We start from the raw sequence: 18,026 nt of genomic DNA on the forward strand, positions 1-18,026 counted from the left end.
GTGGAGTCATATGGCGAGTTCGCTGCGGTATACGATGAGCTAATGAGCGACATGCCTTATGAGGAATGGCTTTGGTTCACAGAGCAATGCTGGGAGCGTTATGGCAAGCCTTCTGTTATTGCCGATCTTGGCTGTGGGACAGGCTCTATCGCGATACCGCTTGCTATGACCGGTATGCAGGTTTACGGCATTGATTTGTCTGAGGATATGCTGAGCGTGGCGCGCAGCAAATGGGATGAGGCGCTTTCTGCCGCCCATGGCGCACGTACAGGCTCAGCCATCTGGGTGCAGCAGGATATGAGGGAATTTGATCTGGGCACGCCTGTGGACGCGGTTATTTCCTTCTGCGACTGCGTCAATTACTTGACGGAGGAAGCGGATGTGATTGCCGCTTTCGAGGCGGCATACGCGGCGCTTCGCCTTGGCGGTGTATTTCTATTCGATGTGCATCCGAAGGCACAGCTCATTCGCTATGCGGAGGAGCAGCCCTTCGTGCTGGACGAGGACAATGCGGCCTATATTTGGACATGCGAGCTGGACGAGGAGCGCTGCGAAATTGAGCATCATTTGACAATCTTTGCGCATGAAAGCGGAGAGCGGTTTCGCCGCTTTGAAGAAATGCATGTGCAGCGGGCTTATGAGGCGGACTGGATTTCGGAGCAATTGCAGGCGGCAGGGTTCAGCAAGGTCGAGCGTTTTGCCGATTTCAAGCTGCAGCCCCAAGACGAGCGCTCGGAGCGACTGTTTTTTGCGGCGGTAAAATCTTAATACGGCGTTCTGCTAGAACGCCAAAAGGCTTGCGCAGCCGTATGCTCATCAGGAGCAGAGCGGCGGCGCAAGCCTTTTATTGTGCTCATATTAAAGTTGCTTGAGAGGTTGCTGTCGCAATTTCGCTACAGTATGTTGCTCTGCAATCAGAGGTGCGCAGCAGCGTCTGTATGCTCTTCCTCTGCTTCCTCCACCGCTTTATGCGGAGGGACGAAATGACGGCGGCAGCGGGGCTCGTAGCTCTCCGTATCGCCGATTAAAATGACTGGCCCCAGCGTCGCTGGCTGGCCGTTAATGACGCGCTGCGTGAACGCCGCGTTCGCGTCGCCGCATACGGCGCAGAAGGAAGTCAGCTTCACAATTTCGTCGGCAATGGCGAGCAGCCCGCCAATATAGCCAAAGGCTTTGCCGCGGTAGTCCATATTAAGGCCGTCTACAATGACTTGTTTGCCGTTATAGGCAAGCTCCTCTATAAGAGGGATGATGCTTTTGGAGAAAAACTGCACCTCGTCGAAAGCGACGACGTCGGCATGCTTGGTATCCTGCAAAATGCGCTCCGCCATCTCGGGCGTAAGCTCCTTCGGAATGTTGAAGGCAGGCAGGCGGTAGCCCATGCGGCTAACAATTTCCTCGCTGCCGAACCGATTATCCTCCGCAGGCTTATACGCTCTGACTTTTTTGCGGCCATATTGCAGCAATTTATGACAGCGCCTTATGAGCTCGCCGGATTTTTCCGAGAACATCGGGCCGATAATGACCGTAATCCAACCTCTATCCATATGGCCTAATTCTCCCTTACACTTGAAATATAAGCATTTATAAGTTTTGCACTTATCATTAGGCTTATATTTCTCGGATTGAAACGTGCTGCGCGGCCAAAGGACGGCGATAGCCGTTTCACCTTGAGTCCATGTGTGCCTGTATCATTTTAGCAGGATTACCCTGCGATGCAATGTGAAGGTTGTATGCTTTTTGAATTACTTGGTTCAAAATCATTCTCGAAGCGCGTCCTTCAAGCGGCTGTTCATGGAAGTGCCTGCAGCTGCCCCACGTGCAGCAGCGAGCCGCCATTTTTTAACTTCCTGCTTCAAGCGATCGTTCTCTGCCGCTAATAATTCGATGTTTTCAAGCAGCTCGGGATTCGTATATCCGGCATCCTTAAATAGCTTATGCAGCGCCTCTCGGAGCTGTTCAGGCGATAAAATTTTGTTCATATTAACCTCCGTATCAATTAAAAATGACTCTACCACATCATATCCGTATCTGTTAAAATAGTCGAGTGGCCTAAAACCGGGACTCATAGATAGGCGTATTTTTTCATTTGACTCCACCTATATATTGATGTAGAATCAAATTCAGCAACTACATCTTGTTGTGAAGCACGGAAAACGACACTTTAAGTCTACTAGCGCAACTGACGCTTTTTCAAGGTCAGAAGCGCTTTTCTATTGCTGATATCCGGTAGGGGAGAGAGAAATATATGCTGGTTGTCTATGATTCCAAGACGGGCAACGTCAAACGATTTATTAACAAATTGAATATGCGCGTTATTCCGATTGAAGAGCAGGAAGCGATTCAGGAGCCATTCGTTCTCATCACGTATACGACAGGCTTTGGACAGGTGCCAGAACGGGTCATGTCGTTTCTGAAGCGCAACAGCAAACATCTTCGCGGCGTATCCGCCAGCGGCAACCGCAATTGGGGAACGGGCTTTGCCAAAAGCGCAGATACGATTGCCGAGCTATACAATGTCCCTGTTATTTCTAAATTTGAGTTGTCCGGAACGAAATACGATACGGAAAACTTTGTTGAAAGGGTGCGAACCATTGAAGCATATTGAGTTGAATAATGAGCTGATGCAGCGCGGAGCTGACGGCTTTTACCAGTTGGACAAGGATAAAGAGGCAGTAGCAGCATTTATGGAGGAAGTTGAGCAGAAGAGCGTGAAGTTCGCCTCGCTCCAGGAGAAGCTTGACTACTTGATCGGCAATGACTACTACGACAACGTTTTTGACCATTATACATATGAGCAAGTTGAGGCTGTATTTGATTTAACGGCAAACAGCAGCTTCCAGTTTCAGTCGTATATGGCCATTTCCAAGTTTTACAAAGACTATGCCATGAAAACGAATGACAAGCTGCAATATTTGGAGCAATATCCGGATCGCGTTGCGATTGTTGCGCTGCATTTGGGTGAAGGCGACGCAGCAAGAGCACTGCGCATCGCGGAGGCGATGATTGAGCAGCGGCTGCAGCCGGCAACTCCAACCTTCCTTAATGCGGGCAAAAGCCGCCGCGGCGAGATGGTATCCTGCTTCCTGCTGGAAATGGACGATTCGCTTAATTCCATCAACTATGTAATTGGCACGTGCATGCAGCTGTCGAAAATCGGCGGCGGCGTAGCGGTCAACCTCTCGAAGCTGCGCGGACGCGGCGAGCCGATCAAAGGCGTCGAGGGTGCGGCGAAGGGCATTATGCCTGTGCTTAAGCTGATGGAGGATGCATTCTCCTATGCCGATCAAATGGGACAGCGCAAAGGTTCTGGCGCAGGTTATTATAATATTTTTGGCTGGGACGTTATTGAGTTCCTCGATTGCAAAAAAATTAATGCCGATGAGAAAACGCGGATCAAAACGCTGTCGATCGGCCTCATTATACCGAACAAATTTTATGAGCTGGCTGCGCAAAACAAGCCGTTGTACGTCTTCGGACCACATTCCGTCAATAAAGCCTACGGCAAATATTTGGACGATATGGATATGGATGAAATGTACGAGGAGCTGCTTGCGAACGATTTGGTGAAAAAGAAAGTGGTCATGAATGCACGCGACATGATGACGAAAATCGCTTCGATCCAGCTGGAATCCGGCTATCCTTACATTATGAATAAATCGAATGCGAACCGCGTTCATGCGCTTAAAGATGTAGGCGGCGTTAAGATGTCGAACCTTTGCACGGAAATTTTCCAGCTGCAAGAGACGTCGGTTATTAATGACTACGGTACGGATGACCTGATTCAGCGCGATATTAGCTGCAACCTGGCATCGCTGAACATCGTAAACGTCATGGAGCTTAAGAAAATCAAGGAATCGGTTCATGTTGGTATCGAGGCGCTTACAACAGTCAGCGATCTTTCAAATATCGACAACGCCCCAGGCGTGCGCAAAGCGAACGAGGAGCTTCACTCCGTCGGCCTTGGCGCGATGAACCTGAACGGCTATCTGGCGAAAAACCACATCGCTTACGAAAGCGATGAGGCGAAGGAGTTCGCTAGCACGTTCTTCATGATGATGAACTATTATTCGCTAGAACAAAGCATGGAAATTGCCAAAGAGCGCGGCGAAACGTTCAAGGATTTTGACCGTTCCGAATATGCGAAGGGCACATACTTTGCACGTTATGAAGAGACGGATTACCGTCCGGTCAGCGCTGCGGTGAAAGCTTTGTTCGAAGGCATGGAAATTCCATCCCCTGAGGACTGGACTGCGCTTAAGGCGAAAGTACAGCAGCACGGCCTGTACCACGCTTATCGTCTGGCTATCGCGCCAACGCAAAGCATCTCGTACATTCAAAATGCGACATCGAGCGTTATGCCGATCGTTGAGCATATCGAGACGCGGACATATGCGAACTCGACAACCTATTATCCAATGCCGTTTTTGTCGCAGGACAACTTCTTCTACTACAAATCGGCTTACAATATCGATCAGTTCAAGCTCATTGACCTGATTGCAGAAATTCAGCAGCATGTGGATCAAGGTATCTCCACGGTTCTGCACGTAAACAGCAACGTGACGACTCGGGAGCTTGCCCGCTTCTACATTTACGCAGCCCACAAAGGACTGAAGTCGCTCTATTACACAAGAACGAAACGTCTATCCGTAGAAGAGTGCACAAGCTGCGCGGTTTAACAACAAGATTATAGATTTGCGCAAAAAGATGAGGTTGTGGGGCGGCCGCTTTAGGTGCCGTCACGCAGCCTTTTACAAAGGAGCCTAATATATAATGAAGGCAGTTAACTGGAACCGCCCGGATGATGATTTTACGCTGACGTTCTGGCAGCAGAACGTCATGCAATTCTGGACGGACGAAGAAATCCCTCTATCCGACGATAAAATGGACTGGATGGAAATGAGCGACGCCGAGCGCAGCTTATATAAAAACGTGCTTGGCGGATTGACGCTGCTGGATACGATTCAGGGCGGTATTGGCATGCCAAAGATTTTGGAGCATGTAGATGGCTTGCAGCGCAAAGCGGTGTTGTCCTTTATGTCGATGATGGAGCAAATTCATGCCAAATCGTACAGCAGCATTTTCACGACGCTCGCGTCTACAGAGGAGATCGACGAGATTTTCCAATGGGTAGAGAAAAACGAGCAGCTGCAACGAAAAGCGGAGCTTATTTCCTCATGGTATGAAGGCATTAGCACAAAGCAGGATCTGTATAAAGCAATGGCAGCTTCCGTATTTTTGGAAAGCTACTTGTTCTACAGCGGCTTCTTCTACCCGCTTTATTTGGCAGGTCAAGGCAAAATGACGAGCAGCGGCGAAATTATCGACCTTATTTTGCGTGACGAGAGCATCCACGGCTTGTACGTTGGCGTGCTGGCACAGGAGCTGTTTAACACCTTCACGCCGGAGGAGCAGACTTCGCTTAAGGCTGAGCTGGATCAACTGCTTAACGACCTGTACGAGAATGAGGTTCTTTATACCGATTCGCTGTATTCGCCGCTTGGCCTAGAGGAAGAAGTAAAAACGTATGTGCGTTATAATGCGAATAAAGCGCTGATGAATCTTGGCTTTGACGGTGTGTTCCCCGATGAGCCGGTCAATCCAATCGTATTCAATGGCATCAGCACACACACAAAGCAGCATGATTTCTTCTCCAAAAAAGGCAATGGCTACGTACGGACGATTCACGTCGAGCAATTGAACGATGATGATTTTGTTTTTAACTTTTAGTATAGAATGAATTTGGTGGAGAGAGCCTTGCGAGGTTAATATCACCACCTTGCTTATACACAAAGAAGCATTCGGCTAGGTTAGCCGAGTGCTTCTTTTTTTTGTGAATAATTTGATTATCTCCTAACTAAATAATAGAGCGAGCATGATAACATCAAGAAAATTTTTGGTGGCTTCATGCATTAAATATTGCCGCAGCACGCCTTCCTGCTGAAAGCCGAGCTTTTTGAGCACATGGAGCGAAGCGATATTTTCAGGGTGGACCTCGGCTTGAATGCGGCGGGCATGAATATGCTTGTCATTAAAATCCATCACAGCCTGCAGCGCTTCGGACATCATGCCTTTGTTCCAATAATCCGGCTTAAGGTCATAACCGATCGTAAGCGGATAACGGGGCTCTACCTCAAATTCGCCTCTTGTCGGCATCAGCATAACCGTTCCCATAATAGGTGCGCTGCCTTGCAGCGTAATGCCCCATGGAATGAGTCTGCGCTCCGCGTAGGCCTCATTCCAAGACTCAATCAGCATTTTGCAAGCTTCAATGGAGTCTGGGCCAAGCCAGTCCAAATGCCGAGTCACCTTCATATCCGAATAAAAAGCATGCAGGTCTGCGGCGTCCTGCACAGCCATTTGGCGTAGTGTTAATCTTTTCGTATGCAGAAAAGGGAATGAGGAAAACAAATCGTCGGAGCCCATGCGGTTCACTCGCCTTTTATAGAAGATGGGATGCGAGCCTATCATATCCCAGCTTGCTTAAACGAAAATGAAAAAGCAGCTGCAACTAGTTTGCTTTTATTCCTTGCTGCCGCTTCGGGATAAAGGGCTACCGCTCAGGGGGCAATCATGTTACACTATTGGCGGGTGAAAGCTCATCCTAACGCAACTGTTCTGACCGATGAAAAGGGGGAATTCGCGTGGACAACTGCTCAATTATTACGAAGCCAACGCTTCATTTAGTAGGGATTAGTTATTGCGGTCCGTATTCTACTTTTCCGGATGAGGCGATTCGCCTGCAAAGCGAGTTTCTAGCCCGCAAGCATGAGCTGAATACCACGTCGAAGGCACCGCTGCTGTACAGCCCGTATTTTGGCAACGAAGTATTTGCCACTTATTGGGCCTGCTACGAAATGCCGCCGTCAGAGGAAGTGCCGGTTGGCATGGTGCAGTTCACCATCCCAACCCATCGTTATGCGATGGTTGCATCGACGAACAAACGAATTGGAGAAGCCTACGAGCAGCTATTTGCCTGGATGAACGAGCAGGAGCTTGAGAAGCATCAGAGCGCTGTCGCGCTTGAAGTTTTTTATATTCAGGAGCAGCATTTGGAGGAGGAAGCGGTTGAGCTTCTTATTCCGCTTGCCGATTAGAACCAGCTGTGCCAGACAAATTAGAAGCGTTATAATAGGAGAGGAGTCCTGAGCGGGACGCCTCCTTTTTATTTGTTGATAAACATGAGCAGGAAGGGGACTGAGGCCAGCATGGTGCCTATTTACATAGTAGATGCGTTTACAAGCAAGGCGTTTGGAGGTAATCCGGCAGCGGTATGTCTGCTGGAGGCACTGAGTGATGAAGGATGGATGCAAAAAGTAGCGGCGGAGATGAATTTGCCCGAGACCGCTTTTGTCGCACCACGCGAGGGCGGTTATGAGCTGCGATGGTTTACGCCTACGCAGGAGGTGGATTTATGTGGACATGCTACGCTCGCGGCTGCTTTCGTATTGTGGAAGACGGAGCGGCTGGGGCTCAGTCAGGCGGCAGCCTTTTGGACGAAAAGCGGCGTGCTGACTGTAGAGCTAGGGGAAGATGAGGCGGAGATAACGATGGACTTCCCTTCGGAGCCGCCAGCTCCGGCGAAAGCGCCCGAGGCGCTCATTGAGGGGCTTGGGCTCATTCCGCGTTATACGGGACGCAACCGTATGGATTATGTTGTTGAAGTGGACAGTGAGCAGACGGTGCGCGGGCTAAAGCCAGATTTCTCGCAGCTGAGCTTGCTAGGTGGGCGGGGTGTCATTGTGACGGCTCGCGCCGAAGGCCAGGCAGCCTATGACTTTGTGTCGCGGGCTTTTTATCCGAAAGGGGGCGTGCAAGAGGACCCGGTGACAGGCTCGGCCCATTGCGCGCTGGCGCCCTACTGGGCGAAGCGGCTGCGAAGGGACGAACTGGTAGGCTATCAGGCGTCGGCTCGCGGCGGTTTTGTAAAGGTGAAAAATACATGGGATCGCGTTCAATTGAGCGGACAAGCCGTTCTAATGATGCGCGGTGAACTGGAGGAGATTTAACCGATGATGAAGCTAAAATGGCAAAGAGAGCAGAAGCAGCAGCTGATTGAGCAGGTACAGCACTATTTTGAGCTGGAGCGCTCGGAGGAAATCGGTACCATTGCAGCGGAGCAGCTGATTGACCATATGGTTGCGCTGCTCGGCCCGCATGTCTATAATCAGGCGATTCAGGATGCGAGAACGACAGTGGTCGAACGAATGCAAGCGATGGAAGACGAGCTGTATGCGCTGGAGAAAAATGTTTCCGCACCGCGCGGAGGCTCTCGCAAATAGGCTGAAGGAGTGTTTATGCAAGTGGAAATAAGCAAAGCGAATATGAAATACGACATTATTTTGTTTGATATCGATGATACGCTGCTCGATTATGGACAGGCGGAGGCTCATGCCTTCACAAGCTCCTGCCGGGATTATGCCATATCGCTTGCAGGCAGCGATTACGTGGCGCGTTATCGCAGCATTAACCAGCAGCTTTGGCACGATTATGAGCAGGGAAAGGTGACGCTGGCGGAGCTTAGAGAGGAGCGGTTTAGACGGCTGTTTGCTGAAAATAACCCTCACATCGCGGCAGACGAATTTAGCACCTGCTATTTAAACTATTTAGGCGAGGGCAGCTTTCTGATCGAAGGCGCTGTAGAGCTGTGCAGCAGCCTGCAGGGGCATTGCCGTATGGCGGTTATTACGAACGGCATTCGCGAGGTGCAGCTGTCGCGTATTGGCAAAGCGGGGCTGAATGAATTTTTTGAGCATATTATTGTGTCGGAGGAGACGGGATACCAGAAGCCGCATAAGGGCATTTTTGACTATGCGTTCGCGAAGCTGGGAGTAACTGACCCGTCCAAAATCATCATCATCGGCGATTCCTTGACCTCCGATATGCAGGGCGGCATTAACAGCGGCATTGATACATGCTGGTTTAATCCGCACCGGAAGAGCAATACGACGGCGGTTAAACCGGCTTTTGAAATTCAACGATTGTCTGAGCTGCTCTCCATTATAAATGGATAAATCAAACGACAGATTTCAGAGGACTGAGGTTCCGCTATTCTGATTTTTGAGGTGATTTGAGGCTGTACGCGGACAGGCAAGCCGTTATCCCTCTCATTATTCCGTCAAAACACCGTTTGGCAGCACATTAGCGTCTCCTGAGTCCGCGGCGCTGCCATAATCCTTGATTCGGTTGATATAGCGAATGCTGTGTCCGCCAAGACTATGCACGAACCTGTTTTTTTGGTACGATACATTGAAGCATAAGTGCAGCAGCGGAGTAGGACACTAGTTTATGTCCTGCTCCGCTGCTGTTTTTTTGTGAATATATCAATTATTTTGTAAAACGAACGACCCTGTACTCATACTGTCCAACAGGAAGTGAACCAGCAGGAACAGCAGCTCCAGACAGGGCGTCAACGCCATCTTGCGGCAGCGTCACATGACCGCCGGCACCATCCATATTAATAATGACCCAGATGACATAACCATCCCCCTGCCTAGGCGCGACAATGGTACCCTCAGTTGCTTCAAACCGCAGCGTGACACCCGCTTCATCGGCATAATGCAGCAGCATGCGCCGCAGCAGCGCATCCCCATCATCGCCTTGCGGCATGGACCCGAGCATCACAAGCTTGCCCTGACTGATGCGGCGTTCGGTAATAAAAGCGGCACCGGGCGTTAGTCCGCTATGCACGCAGCCGATTGCGGTTGCTTGGTGGTCGCTGTCAGCAGCGGATGCGCCAGCTAGGCCGTTGCCGTCTAGCGGCTCAAACACCGAGCTCCACATACCAAGCGGGGCCTGAAGGCCGAAGGCTTGTCCGTACGCATCCGTTCCATCCATTGGATAAACGAACGTCGTCTCTACGCCAGCCCGTTCCTCCAGCTTCCCTAAAGCAGCATCGGTATGCCATGTATGATGCTCAGTCCTACCACCCGTAAGCGGACCGACGATCCAGATGCCGCCATCCCGAACGAAGGCGAGGGCACGGTCAAGGTAGTCCGGCGACAAGTAGGGCACGAATGGCGTCAGCAGCAGCTTGTACCCGCCGAGCCCGCTGCCCTCTGTAATTAAATCGCGATGAATGCCGAGTGCGACCAGCCGGGCATAAAAATCGGTCACGAGCCCGCGATAGTTCAGCTTGCGCAGCGGCTCGGTGCGCAAATAGGCTTTGGCGCGATCAGAATAGGTCATCGCTAGCTCAGCCTGCATGGGCGAGGTTGTTAACAGGATTTCCTCCAGCTCTCGCCGCGCCTGCTCCACCTGCATGACATGGGCATAGCCAATCGTCTTTTTGCCCCAAGCGCTTACCACCGAGCCATGCGGCTGCTCGCTGCCGGCCCGCTGCTGCCGCCACGGCCAATAGCAGAAGCCTCCCGCGCCCAGTGCATAAGCAGCGACTGCTTCAACCTTCACATAACCGGCCGGGTGAGGGGTTGCATAGCTTTCCAGCGAGCCGCTGTAGCTGGCGCTCGTCTCCATCACCCAGAACGGCTTGCCACGCTTGACGTTGCGCCATAAGTCGCAGTTGATCAAGTAGGCAGGCCAATTGATGCTGGACGCATATGTATCATAGGAGCCAAAATCAAGCTGCTGGAACAGCCGCTCAATGTCCACATGGAAGGCGATGCTGCTGTTGTGAGTAATCGGGAGCGCCGAGTAGCGCCGGATGACAGCGATCTGCTCCTCGGCAAATTCCGCAAGCTTCTCCATCGAGAACAGCCGATACATCGTTTGCAGCGAGGCATGATGCAGAAACGGCGTTGCGCCCGGCTGTGGAATTTGATCAAAGCGATTATAATATTCACTCCATATATGAGTGCCCCAAGCTTCATTTAACTGCTCGATTGTTTCATACCGCTGCTCCAGCCAATTATGCCACTGCTCCAAGCATGCTGCGCACATGCATTCCGCTACATGCGCCTTGAATTCATTATCGAGCTGCCAGCCAATCAACCCCGGCAGTCCACCAAGCTCTTGAGCGAGCCGTTCTATAATGATTGCTGATCGCCCGCGATAATAGGGGTTGTTCGTGCACGCATGCTGCCGCGACCCATGTCCCAGCGTCTCGCCCTTCTCATTGACGAACAGCCGCTCCGGATGCCCATGCGACAGCCAAATTGGTGGTGTCGCCGTCGGTGTGCACAGGATCGTCTCGATTTCATTTTCGTGCAGCGTCTGGATGATTTCAGCCAAAAAACGGATGTCAATTCGATTTTCCTCTGGCTCCAGCCTCGACCAAATAAATTCGCCCATTCGCACGACATTAATGCCGGCTTGCTTCATTAACGCAATATCCTCCGCAAGCACGTCAGCATCCCAAAGCTCAGGATACAGTGCCGCCCCATGATACAGCTTCCCTTCGAGTGGTCCCTTCACCCTAAACTCACGCCTTTCCGTTAAGCTTTACTTTGTACTTTAATAGGCGCTGTGCTGGGCTGGCAATCGGACTTTTTAACAGGGCCATTTTTGGGGCTTGAAACCTTTTGCACCGCTTTGCACTTTCTTGGTGGAACGGCCAAAAACCCCGCAGCAGCGCGGTTCAAGAATGTCTAATTGCGGGAAAATGCGAGCTGCCCGCATACTAAAGCTACACCGCAAGCGATTTAGGCCAAGTGAGACATGTGGGGCAAACGCGGTAGCTTAAAAGTAAACGAACGAAAGCTGGAGGTGAGCGAGGATGAAACAAATGGCGGCTATGCCGGAAGCTAGCAAGCAGCCGTCCCGGGACTATCGTCCAAGCGTGCTGGGGCGCCTGAGGAAAGACAAATGGCTGTACATATTGCTGCTGCCAGGCTTGCTTTATTTTATCGTATTTAAATATGTGCCCATGTGGGGCGTGCTGCTGGCATTCAAAAATTTCCAACCGTTTACCGGATTTTTGAAAAGCGAGTGGGTGGGACTGGAGCATTTTCAACTGTTTTTTGCCAATCCCGAGTTTTTCATGCTGCTGCGCAATACGCTGCTGCTTTCCTTATACAATTTAGTGTTTTTCTTCCCGGCACCGATCGTGCTGGCGATATTGATGAATGAAGTACGCTTCGCGCTTTTCAAACGCACCGTGCAGACGATGATTTATGTACCGCATTTCATCTCCATGGTCATTGTGGCGAGTATGACGTATGTGTTTCTGACGACGGCCGGAGGCCCGGTCAACGAAATGCTGGAGCAGTATACCGGGCGCAAAATCGAATTTCTCGCCACGCCCGAATGGTTCAAGCCGTTAATCATTATGCAAACCATTTGGAAGGAATGCGGCTGGGGGACGATCATTTTTCTCGCAGCGCTTGCAGGCGTAGATATGGAGCAATACGAGGCCGCTACGATGGATGGCGCAAATCGCTGGAAGCAAATTTGGCATATTACGCTGCCGGCAGTGCGCAGTACGATAGTGATTTTGCTTATTTTACGAATGGGCAACATTCTCGAAAATGGCTTCGAACAAATTTATCTCATGCTGAACCCGCTCAATAGGCAGGCGGCAGAAGTGTTTGATACGTATGTGTACATGATGGGAATCACTCAAGGCGCATTCAGCTACAGTACCGCAGTTGGTCTGTTCAAATCGCTCATCGGCGTCGTGCTTGTCGTCGGGGCGAACTATTTGGCGAAGCGCTTCGGACAGTCGGGGCTGTACTAGCTAGAAGCATGGTGAAACAGGAGAGGCGCAATGAAAAGGAAGAAGGGGGCCTTGAAAAATGGCTAAGCATTACAATACGGTATCCAGCCGAGTGTTTGATACCGCGAATTATATCGTGCTCAGCGTCTGTGCACTGGCGGCGGTGCTGCCATTTATTTTCGTCATATCGGGCTCGTTCGCAACCGATGCGGAGCTGACCCAGCGTACGGTGTTTCTCATACCGAGGACGTTTTCGCTGGCGGCATATGAATTTATTTTTTCAACGAATACGATTATGAAAAGCATTGGCGTTTCCCTGTTTATCGCTTCATTCGGGACGCTGGTCAACTTGTTTTTCACGGTTACGATGGCTTATCCACTGGCAAGACGCAATTTGATGGGCCGCAATGTCGTGCTGAATCTCGTCATTTTCTCGATGCTGTTCAGCGGCGGCATGATTCCGACGTATTTGGTCATTCGCGAGCTAGGGATGCTCGATTCCTACTGGGCGCTCATTATACCGGGAGCGATTAGCGCCTTCAACCTAATCATTATTAAAAACTTTTTCCAGGAGCTGCCGCCGGGGCTGGAGGAAGCAGCGCGCATTGACGGCTGTACGGAGCTGGGTCTGCTGTGGCGCATCGTTTTGCCGTTGTCAAAGCCGGTCCTTGCAACCTTTGCCCTGTTTTATGCAGTGGGCCACTGGAATGATTTTTTCACGGCGCTGCTGTATATTAATGATCCGCAAAAATGGCCGCTTCAAGTGCTGCTGCGCCAAATTGTCCTGCTGTCTCAGGCAGCGGCAGGCGACATCAATGCGATGGACCCGTCCTTCGTCAAGCCGCCCGACCAATCGATCAAGATGGCGGTAATCGTCGTCGGCACTGTGCCGATTCTGCTCGTCTATCCGTTTTTGCAAAAGCATTTTGCCAAGGGCGTGCTCATTGGCTCAATTAAGGGCTAATCGCGAATACACGGCTTAGGGCCGTATCCATGAGGCAACACAAACAAGCCGATTTAGCGAGCAAGCAGCTGGCGGTTTGGTATTTTACCATATATGATAAATGATTAAGGGAGGCGTCAGCGATGAGAAAGAAAGAAGGAAAGAGAAAGCGTTTGCTGCCTATGCTGCTCGTTGGGACAATGGCGGGAGCGGTAATTGCAGGCTGCTCGCAGCAGGGGGAAAATGTGGAAGGTAGCGCAGGAGGTGCGTCTGCTGCACCAGCCGGTACAGCAGGGGGAAGCCCAGCGGCAGAAAAGGCGCTGCAGCTCAATATCATGCTGCCGATTTTTAAGACGAATTTCCCGAAGGATGATAGTCCGGTAGCAGCAGAGATCGAGAAACGGACGAATACCGACATTCATTTTGAGTGGGTGCCGAACGCTTCTTATACGGATAAATTTAATATTACGCTCGCCTCGGGCAAGCTGCCGGATATTATGTATGTGCCGGATGTGAAGTCCCCGAGCTTCGTTAATGCCGCGAAATCCGGCGCGTTTTGGGAAATCGGGCCTTATTTGAAGGATTATAAAAATTTGAGCCAGGCGAACCCGGTCATTTTAAACAACTCCTCTGTTGACGGCAAAAACTACGGGCTGTACCGCGGCCGTCCGCTTGGTCGCAATGGGGTATTTTACCGCAAGGATTGGCTCGATGCTGTTGGCCTCCAAACGCCGCAAACGATTGATGATTTTTACAACATGCTGAAGGCGTTCAAGGAGAAGGATCCGGATAAAAACGGCAAGGATGATACGTACGGCATGGTCATGGTCAAGTGGACGGGCCAGTGGGCGAGCGGCTTCGATACGATCAAGCTGTGGTTTGGGTCACCGAACAAATGGGGCGAGCGGGACGGCAAGCTCATTGTTGATTATGAAACGCCTGAATATTTGGAAGCGCTTAAATTCATGAAAAAGCTGTACGATGAAAAGCTGATTAATCAGGATTTTGCCATTATGGATTCAGCAAAATGGAATGATCCGCTTGTTAATAATCAGGCTGGCGTCATTGTGGACGTCGTGGACGGCGCGGCGCGGGCTGATGATAAAATTCATGCTGCGCTTGCGGCAGCGGGCAAAGACCAGCCGGATGTGCATTATATGGATGTGTTTGGCGGAGTGAAAGGAACGGATGGACAGGTACGGACCTTGCCAACTTCAGGCTTTGCTGGCTTGCTGGCTTTCCCGAAATCGTCCATTAAAAACGAGGAGGAGCTGAAGCAAATCCTCAAGTTTATGGATCAATTGAGCGAGCCGGAAATGCAGACGCTGCTAGGCTACGGCATTGAGAACACGCATCATACGATAGTGGATGGCGCACTTGTGCCAAGCAAGGATCCAGCGCTGCTCGAATCCGAGGTCGAGGGATTGAATCAGATGCTCAGCTTTATACCAGAGGACAAGTCGACGAAGGTGAAGCAGACACCGCTGCGTATTAAGCAGTTGGAGGTACAGAAGGAAAATGAGCAGCTTATCGTGATGAACCCGGCAGAGCCTTTTATCTCTGACGTTTATACGCTTAAGGGCGCCCAACTGGACAATATTATGAATGATGCCCGGATTAAGTTTATCGTCGGCCAAATCGACGAGGCTGGTTTTAAAGACGCGATTCAGCTGTGGAAAACGAGTGGCGGCGATGATCTGAGCAAGGAAATGAACGAGCTGTTTGCAGGAAGTAAATAGCTGGCTGATGGCCGATTGGGGCAGGGCGATAGGCAGAGGAACCGCGGATAGCAGCGGTCTTCTGTCTTTTCCTGTTCGGGTCGGTTCCAGTATATATGCTAAATAAAATGAAGCGTGATTGGCAGGAAATTCAGCCTGCTTAGCGAATGCGTTTACAAAGGGGATTCGTTGGAATCTCCTAATTTTCAGCTAGTGGGTGAGCTCATGATCAGAAGAATGAAAGCCAGGCTTATGCCGGGGGCGGGGCTGACAGCGGGTCCGAAAGGAAGATTTTATCGCAAAAATCTTATTTTGCTGCTCGTCGTTTGCAGCATTCCGGGACTGATTACCGGGGCGCTCGTTTATTTTTTGGCTGGGGGCATACTGGAGGACCGCTTGCTGGAGCAGCATAATGAGCAAATTGAGCAGCGGGCGCAAAGCATTGACGAGCAGTTGACGAATTTGGAGCTGATGCTGTCGCATTGGGCATTCGATTCCAAGTTCGATTACACGCTTGGCAATCGGGACTATGTGCAGCAGTTCGAGAAGGCGCGTGACATTACGAAGACGCTGCTGGTCATGCAGGGCTCCAATACGATGAACAAGCAGGTCGGGCTGTATCTTGGCGGGGAGCAGCATGTGCTGTTCGGGCCGGAATATGGCGTGCTGCAAGGAGATGGACAGGCGGCTGCCTATGAAGGCCTGCTTCAATCGGATAAAGTAGCTTATTGGACACAGGTTGCCTTTGACACGGACCGTCCGTCCTATAAGGAGCTGACACTTGTGCATTACGTTCCTGGAGGCAGTCTGCATCCGTTCGGAGCACTGCTTATTAGACTTGATAATGACAAGGTAAGCGAAATGCTGCGGACGATGACGCCAGGTGAAGGCGGAGAAACGTATTTGATGCAGGATAACGGAGAGCTGTATGCGTCAACGAGCGGGAATGACAGAGATTCTGAATTTGTAAGCGCTTTAAATGAGGCGGTTGCAGCTGAAGTTTCGCATAAAGGCTCCTTTTTGTTCCGGTTCAGCGAGAGCGGCATGACGTATGCAGTTTCCTATGGCAAGCTGTCCCGGATTGCAGACAACTGGACTTATGTATCTGCTTCGCCGATTACGGGCATTACCGAGCCGGTGATCGTCGTATCGAAAAGCATTGTTGCGGCCAGCCTTGGCGCCTTGCTGCTTGCTGCCATTCTGGCGTGGCTTGCCTCGCGCAGCATATATTCCCCGGTCAATCGCTTGATGACGGTGCTGCGGGAGCGAAGCGCGCCAGCAGGCAAGCCGGAATGCGAATTTACGTGGATCGAGCGGCAGTGGCAGCATTTGCACCGGGAAAGCGAGGAGCTGCATGCGAAGCTTTCGGAGCAGCTGCCTCATGTGAAGGAGAGCTTTCTGCACCAGCTGCTGCAAGGCTATTTGGCGGATTACTCCGAAGGGGAGCTGCTTCGCCGAATGGAGCGTTACAAATGGCGGGTGGAGCCTGGCACGCATTATATGGTGCTTTATATGAAGCTGACTGGAATTGCTAATTTGGAGGGCAAATTCAAATATGGCGATGAGGGGCTGGCGACGTTTGCGGCGGTCAATATGATGGAGGAGCTGGCGGCAAAATATTTTGAGCAGAGCAACACGATCAACTTTCATAATTTAGCAGCTGGCTTGCTTATTATTGTGCCGGAAGGGCGCTCATATCGCGAGGAGCTGCATGCATTCAGTGAAGCAGCGATGCAGGCGTTCAACCAAATTCTTAATATGCGGGCGACGATCGCGATCAGCCCGGATACAGCGAGCATAACAGAGATTCCGCATCTGTTCGAGGAGACGAAGCATGCGGTCAGCTTCCGGCGCTACGATCAGGAAAATCAAATTATTGATATGGAGCAGCTGGAGGAGCAGGGCAGCGCAGCGTCGGAGCCTGCCTATCCATTTACGCTGGAGCGGGAGTTTATACAGGCGCTCCGTACGGGGCGTGAAGCTGAGGCATATGAGCTGCTCGAGCAGTTTCTGCAGGCATTGTCCAGCGAAGAGGCGAAGGAAATGGATGTGCAGCAGGGCATGCTGCATTTGCTCGGTTCCGTCCAGCATGCCATTATGGTGTCGGGCATCTCCCCGAACCGCTTGTTCAAGGGAGCAAACCGTTATGAGCAGCTGTCGCAAATCCGCGAGCCGGAGCTGCTGCTGGATTGGTTCCGCGGCATGATTGCCGCTCCGTTTCTTAAGGAACTGGGCGAGCGGACGAATGCTGGGGTGAAGCGGCAGATCGAGCATGCGATGCTGTATTTGCAGCAGCATTATATGAGCGATATTTCTCTAGACAGCTGTGCGGAGCATATCGGCATGAATCCTTTTTTCCTAAGCAAGTCGTTTAAGCAGGTGACCGGGAAAAATTTTATCGACTATTTAACCGGGCTGCGGATGGATAAAGCGAAGGAGCTGCTGCGCGAATCGGTGCTGAAAATCAATGACGTTGCCGAGCAGGTCGGCTATCAGCACAGCTATTTCAACCGTATTTTCAAAAAGCTGGAGGGCATGACGCCAAGCCGCTACCGCGAGCTGAGTCAGGCGGAGTAGCTGGGCAGAGGTAGCCAGGTAGAGGTAGGAGGCAGCCTAGATAGAGGCCTCAATGCTGGAACTGGCATTAGCCTCTGCCTGTTGCTATAGCAATAAAGTTCAAGCCTTTGCAAGAAAGTGCAAGCTTTGAAAAGGGCCGCTGTCGATATTTGATTGGGGCAGCTAAGTGGCATAA

At 51.2% G+C, this 18,026-nt stretch carries 16 protein-coding genes; 12 read left to right on the forward strand and 4 right to left on the reverse strand.

Features of this window, described 5'->3' with window-relative positions; genetic code table 11:
• Complete coding sequence (locus tag MHB80_RS10030; RefSeq protein WP_341281999.1) at window positions 1-768, forward strand: class I SAM-dependent methyltransferase; 768 nt, start codon at window positions 1-3, stop codon at window positions 766-768.
• 146 nt (window positions 769-914) lie between these two features.
• Here MHB80_RS10030 and MHB80_RS10035 read toward each other — a convergent pair whose 3' ends face one another.
• Together MHB80_RS10035 and MHB80_RS10040 are read right to left on the reverse strand one after the other, a co-directional pair.
• Window positions 915-1,547 (reverse strand): thymidine kinase, encoded by a 633-nt coding sequence (locus MHB80_RS10035; protein ID WP_341282000.1) that lies wholly within the window; start codon window positions 1,545-1,547, stop codon window positions 915-917.
• A 213-nt stretch (window positions 1,548-1,760) separates the two neighbouring features.
• On the reverse strand, window positions 1,761-1,982 hold the full coding sequence (locus MHB80_RS10040) for a hypothetical protein (RefSeq protein WP_341282001.1): 222 nt from the start codon (window positions 1,980-1,982) through the stop codon (window positions 1,761-1,763).
• A 266-nt stretch (window positions 1,983-2,248) separates the two neighbouring features.
• Here MHB80_RS10040 and nrdI point away from each other — a divergent pair, with 266 nt between their 5' ends.
• The 3 genes from nrdI to nrdF all read left to right on the forward strand — a co-directional run bounded on the left by nrdI (window position 2,249) and on the right by nrdF (window position 5,730).
• On the forward strand, window positions 2,249-2,608 hold the full coding sequence (gene nrdI, locus MHB80_RS10045; protein ID WP_341282002.1) for a class Ib ribonucleoside-diphosphate reductase assembly flavoprotein NrdI: 360 nt from the start codon (window positions 2,249-2,251) through the stop codon (window positions 2,606-2,608).
• Window positions 2,595-4,679 (forward strand): class 1b ribonucleoside-diphosphate reductase subunit alpha, encoded by a 2,085-nt coding sequence (nrdE, locus tag MHB80_RS10050; protein ID WP_341282003.1) that lies wholly within the window; start codon window positions 2,595-2,597, stop codon window positions 4,677-4,679. The genes nrdI and nrdE overlap by 14 nt, the downstream gene beginning before the upstream one ends.
• 94 nt (window positions 4,680-4,773) lie before the next feature.
• On the forward strand, window positions 4,774-5,730 hold the full coding sequence (gene nrdF / locus MHB80_RS10055; protein ID WP_341282004.1) for a class 1b ribonucleoside-diphosphate reductase subunit beta: 957 nt from the start codon (window positions 4,774-4,776) through the stop codon (window positions 5,728-5,730).
• Window positions 5,731-5,853: 123 nt separating this feature from the next.
• Here the strand turns inward: nrdF and MHB80_RS10060 are convergent, their stop codons facing one another.
• Window positions 5,854-6,426, reverse strand: a complete 573-nt coding sequence (locus MHB80_RS10060; protein ID WP_341282005.1) for a GNAT family N-acetyltransferase — start codon at window positions 6,424-6,426, stop codon at window positions 5,854-5,856.
• Between the two features lie 218 nt (window positions 6,427-6,644).
• Between MHB80_RS10060 and MHB80_RS10065 the strand changes: the two genes are divergently transcribed.
• The 4 genes from MHB80_RS10065 to MHB80_RS10080 all read left to right on the forward strand — a co-directional run bounded on the left by MHB80_RS10065 (window position 6,645) and on the right by MHB80_RS10080 (window position 9,014).
• Window positions 6,645-7,097: a GyrI-like domain-containing protein gene (locus MHB80_RS10065; RefSeq protein WP_341282006.1), complete on the forward strand. Its 453-nt coding sequence runs from the start codon at window positions 6,645-6,647 to the stop codon at window positions 7,095-7,097.
• Window positions 7,098-7,208: 111 nt separating this feature from the next.
• Window positions 7,209-8,009, forward strand: coding sequence for a PhzF family phenazine biosynthesis protein (locus MHB80_RS10070; protein ID WP_341282007.1), 801 nt, complete (start codon window positions 7,209-7,211; stop codon window positions 8,007-8,009).
• A 3-nt stretch (window positions 8,010-8,012) separates the two neighbouring features.
• Entirely contained in the window at window positions 8,013-8,282 is a 270-nt protein-coding gene (locus MHB80_RS10075) for a DUF2164 domain-containing protein (RefSeq protein ID WP_341282008.1), read from the forward strand.
• A gap of 42 nt (window positions 8,283-8,324) precedes the next feature.
• Complete coding sequence (locus MHB80_RS10080; protein WP_341282929.1) at window positions 8,325-9,014, forward strand: YjjG family noncanonical pyrimidine nucleotidase; 690 nt, start codon at window positions 8,325-8,327, stop codon at window positions 9,012-9,014.
• 313 nt (window positions 9,015-9,327) lie between these two features.
• On the opposite strand, the gene MHB80_RS10085 is transcribed toward MHB80_RS10080, so the two are convergent.
• Complete coding sequence (locus tag MHB80_RS10085) at window positions 9,328-11,373, reverse strand: beta-galactosidase (protein WP_341282009.1); 2,046 nt, start codon at window positions 11,371-11,373, stop codon at window positions 9,328-9,330.
• A gap of 319 nt (window positions 11,374-11,692) precedes the next feature.
• Between MHB80_RS10085 and MHB80_RS10090 the strand changes: the two genes are divergently transcribed.
• From MHB80_RS10090 to MHB80_RS10105, 4 genes are all read left to right on the forward strand, one after another.
• Window positions 11,693-12,634 carry an ABC transporter permease subunit gene (locus MHB80_RS10090; RefSeq protein WP_341282930.1) on the forward strand — a complete coding sequence of 314 codons (942 nt, stop codon included), beginning with the start codon at window positions 11,693-11,695 and terminating at the stop codon, window positions 12,632-12,634.
• 58 nt (window positions 12,635-12,692) lie between these two features.
• Window positions 12,693-13,577 (forward strand): carbohydrate ABC transporter permease, encoded by an 885-nt coding sequence (locus MHB80_RS10095; RefSeq protein WP_341282010.1) that lies wholly within the window; start codon window positions 12,693-12,695, stop codon window positions 13,575-13,577.
• 122 nt (window positions 13,578-13,699) lie between these two features.
• The gene (locus MHB80_RS10100) at window positions 13,700-15,295 is read left to right on the forward strand and encodes an extracellular solute-binding protein (protein WP_341282011.1); all 1,596 of its coding nucleotides are present in this window, start codon (window positions 13,700-13,702) and stop codon (window positions 15,293-15,295) included.
• A 204-nt stretch (window positions 15,296-15,499) separates the two neighbouring features.
• Complete coding sequence (locus MHB80_RS10105) at window positions 15,500-17,851, forward strand: AraC family transcriptional regulator (protein ID WP_341282012.1); 2,352 nt, start codon at window positions 15,500-15,502, stop codon at window positions 17,849-17,851.
• Window positions 17,852-18,026: the final 175 nt, after the last annotated feature.

This window comes from Paenibacillus sp. FSL H8-0537, assembly GCF_038051995.1.
In the GTDB taxonomy this organism is placed as follows: Bacteria; Bacillota; Bacilli; order Paenibacillales; family Paenibacillaceae; genus Pristimantibacillus.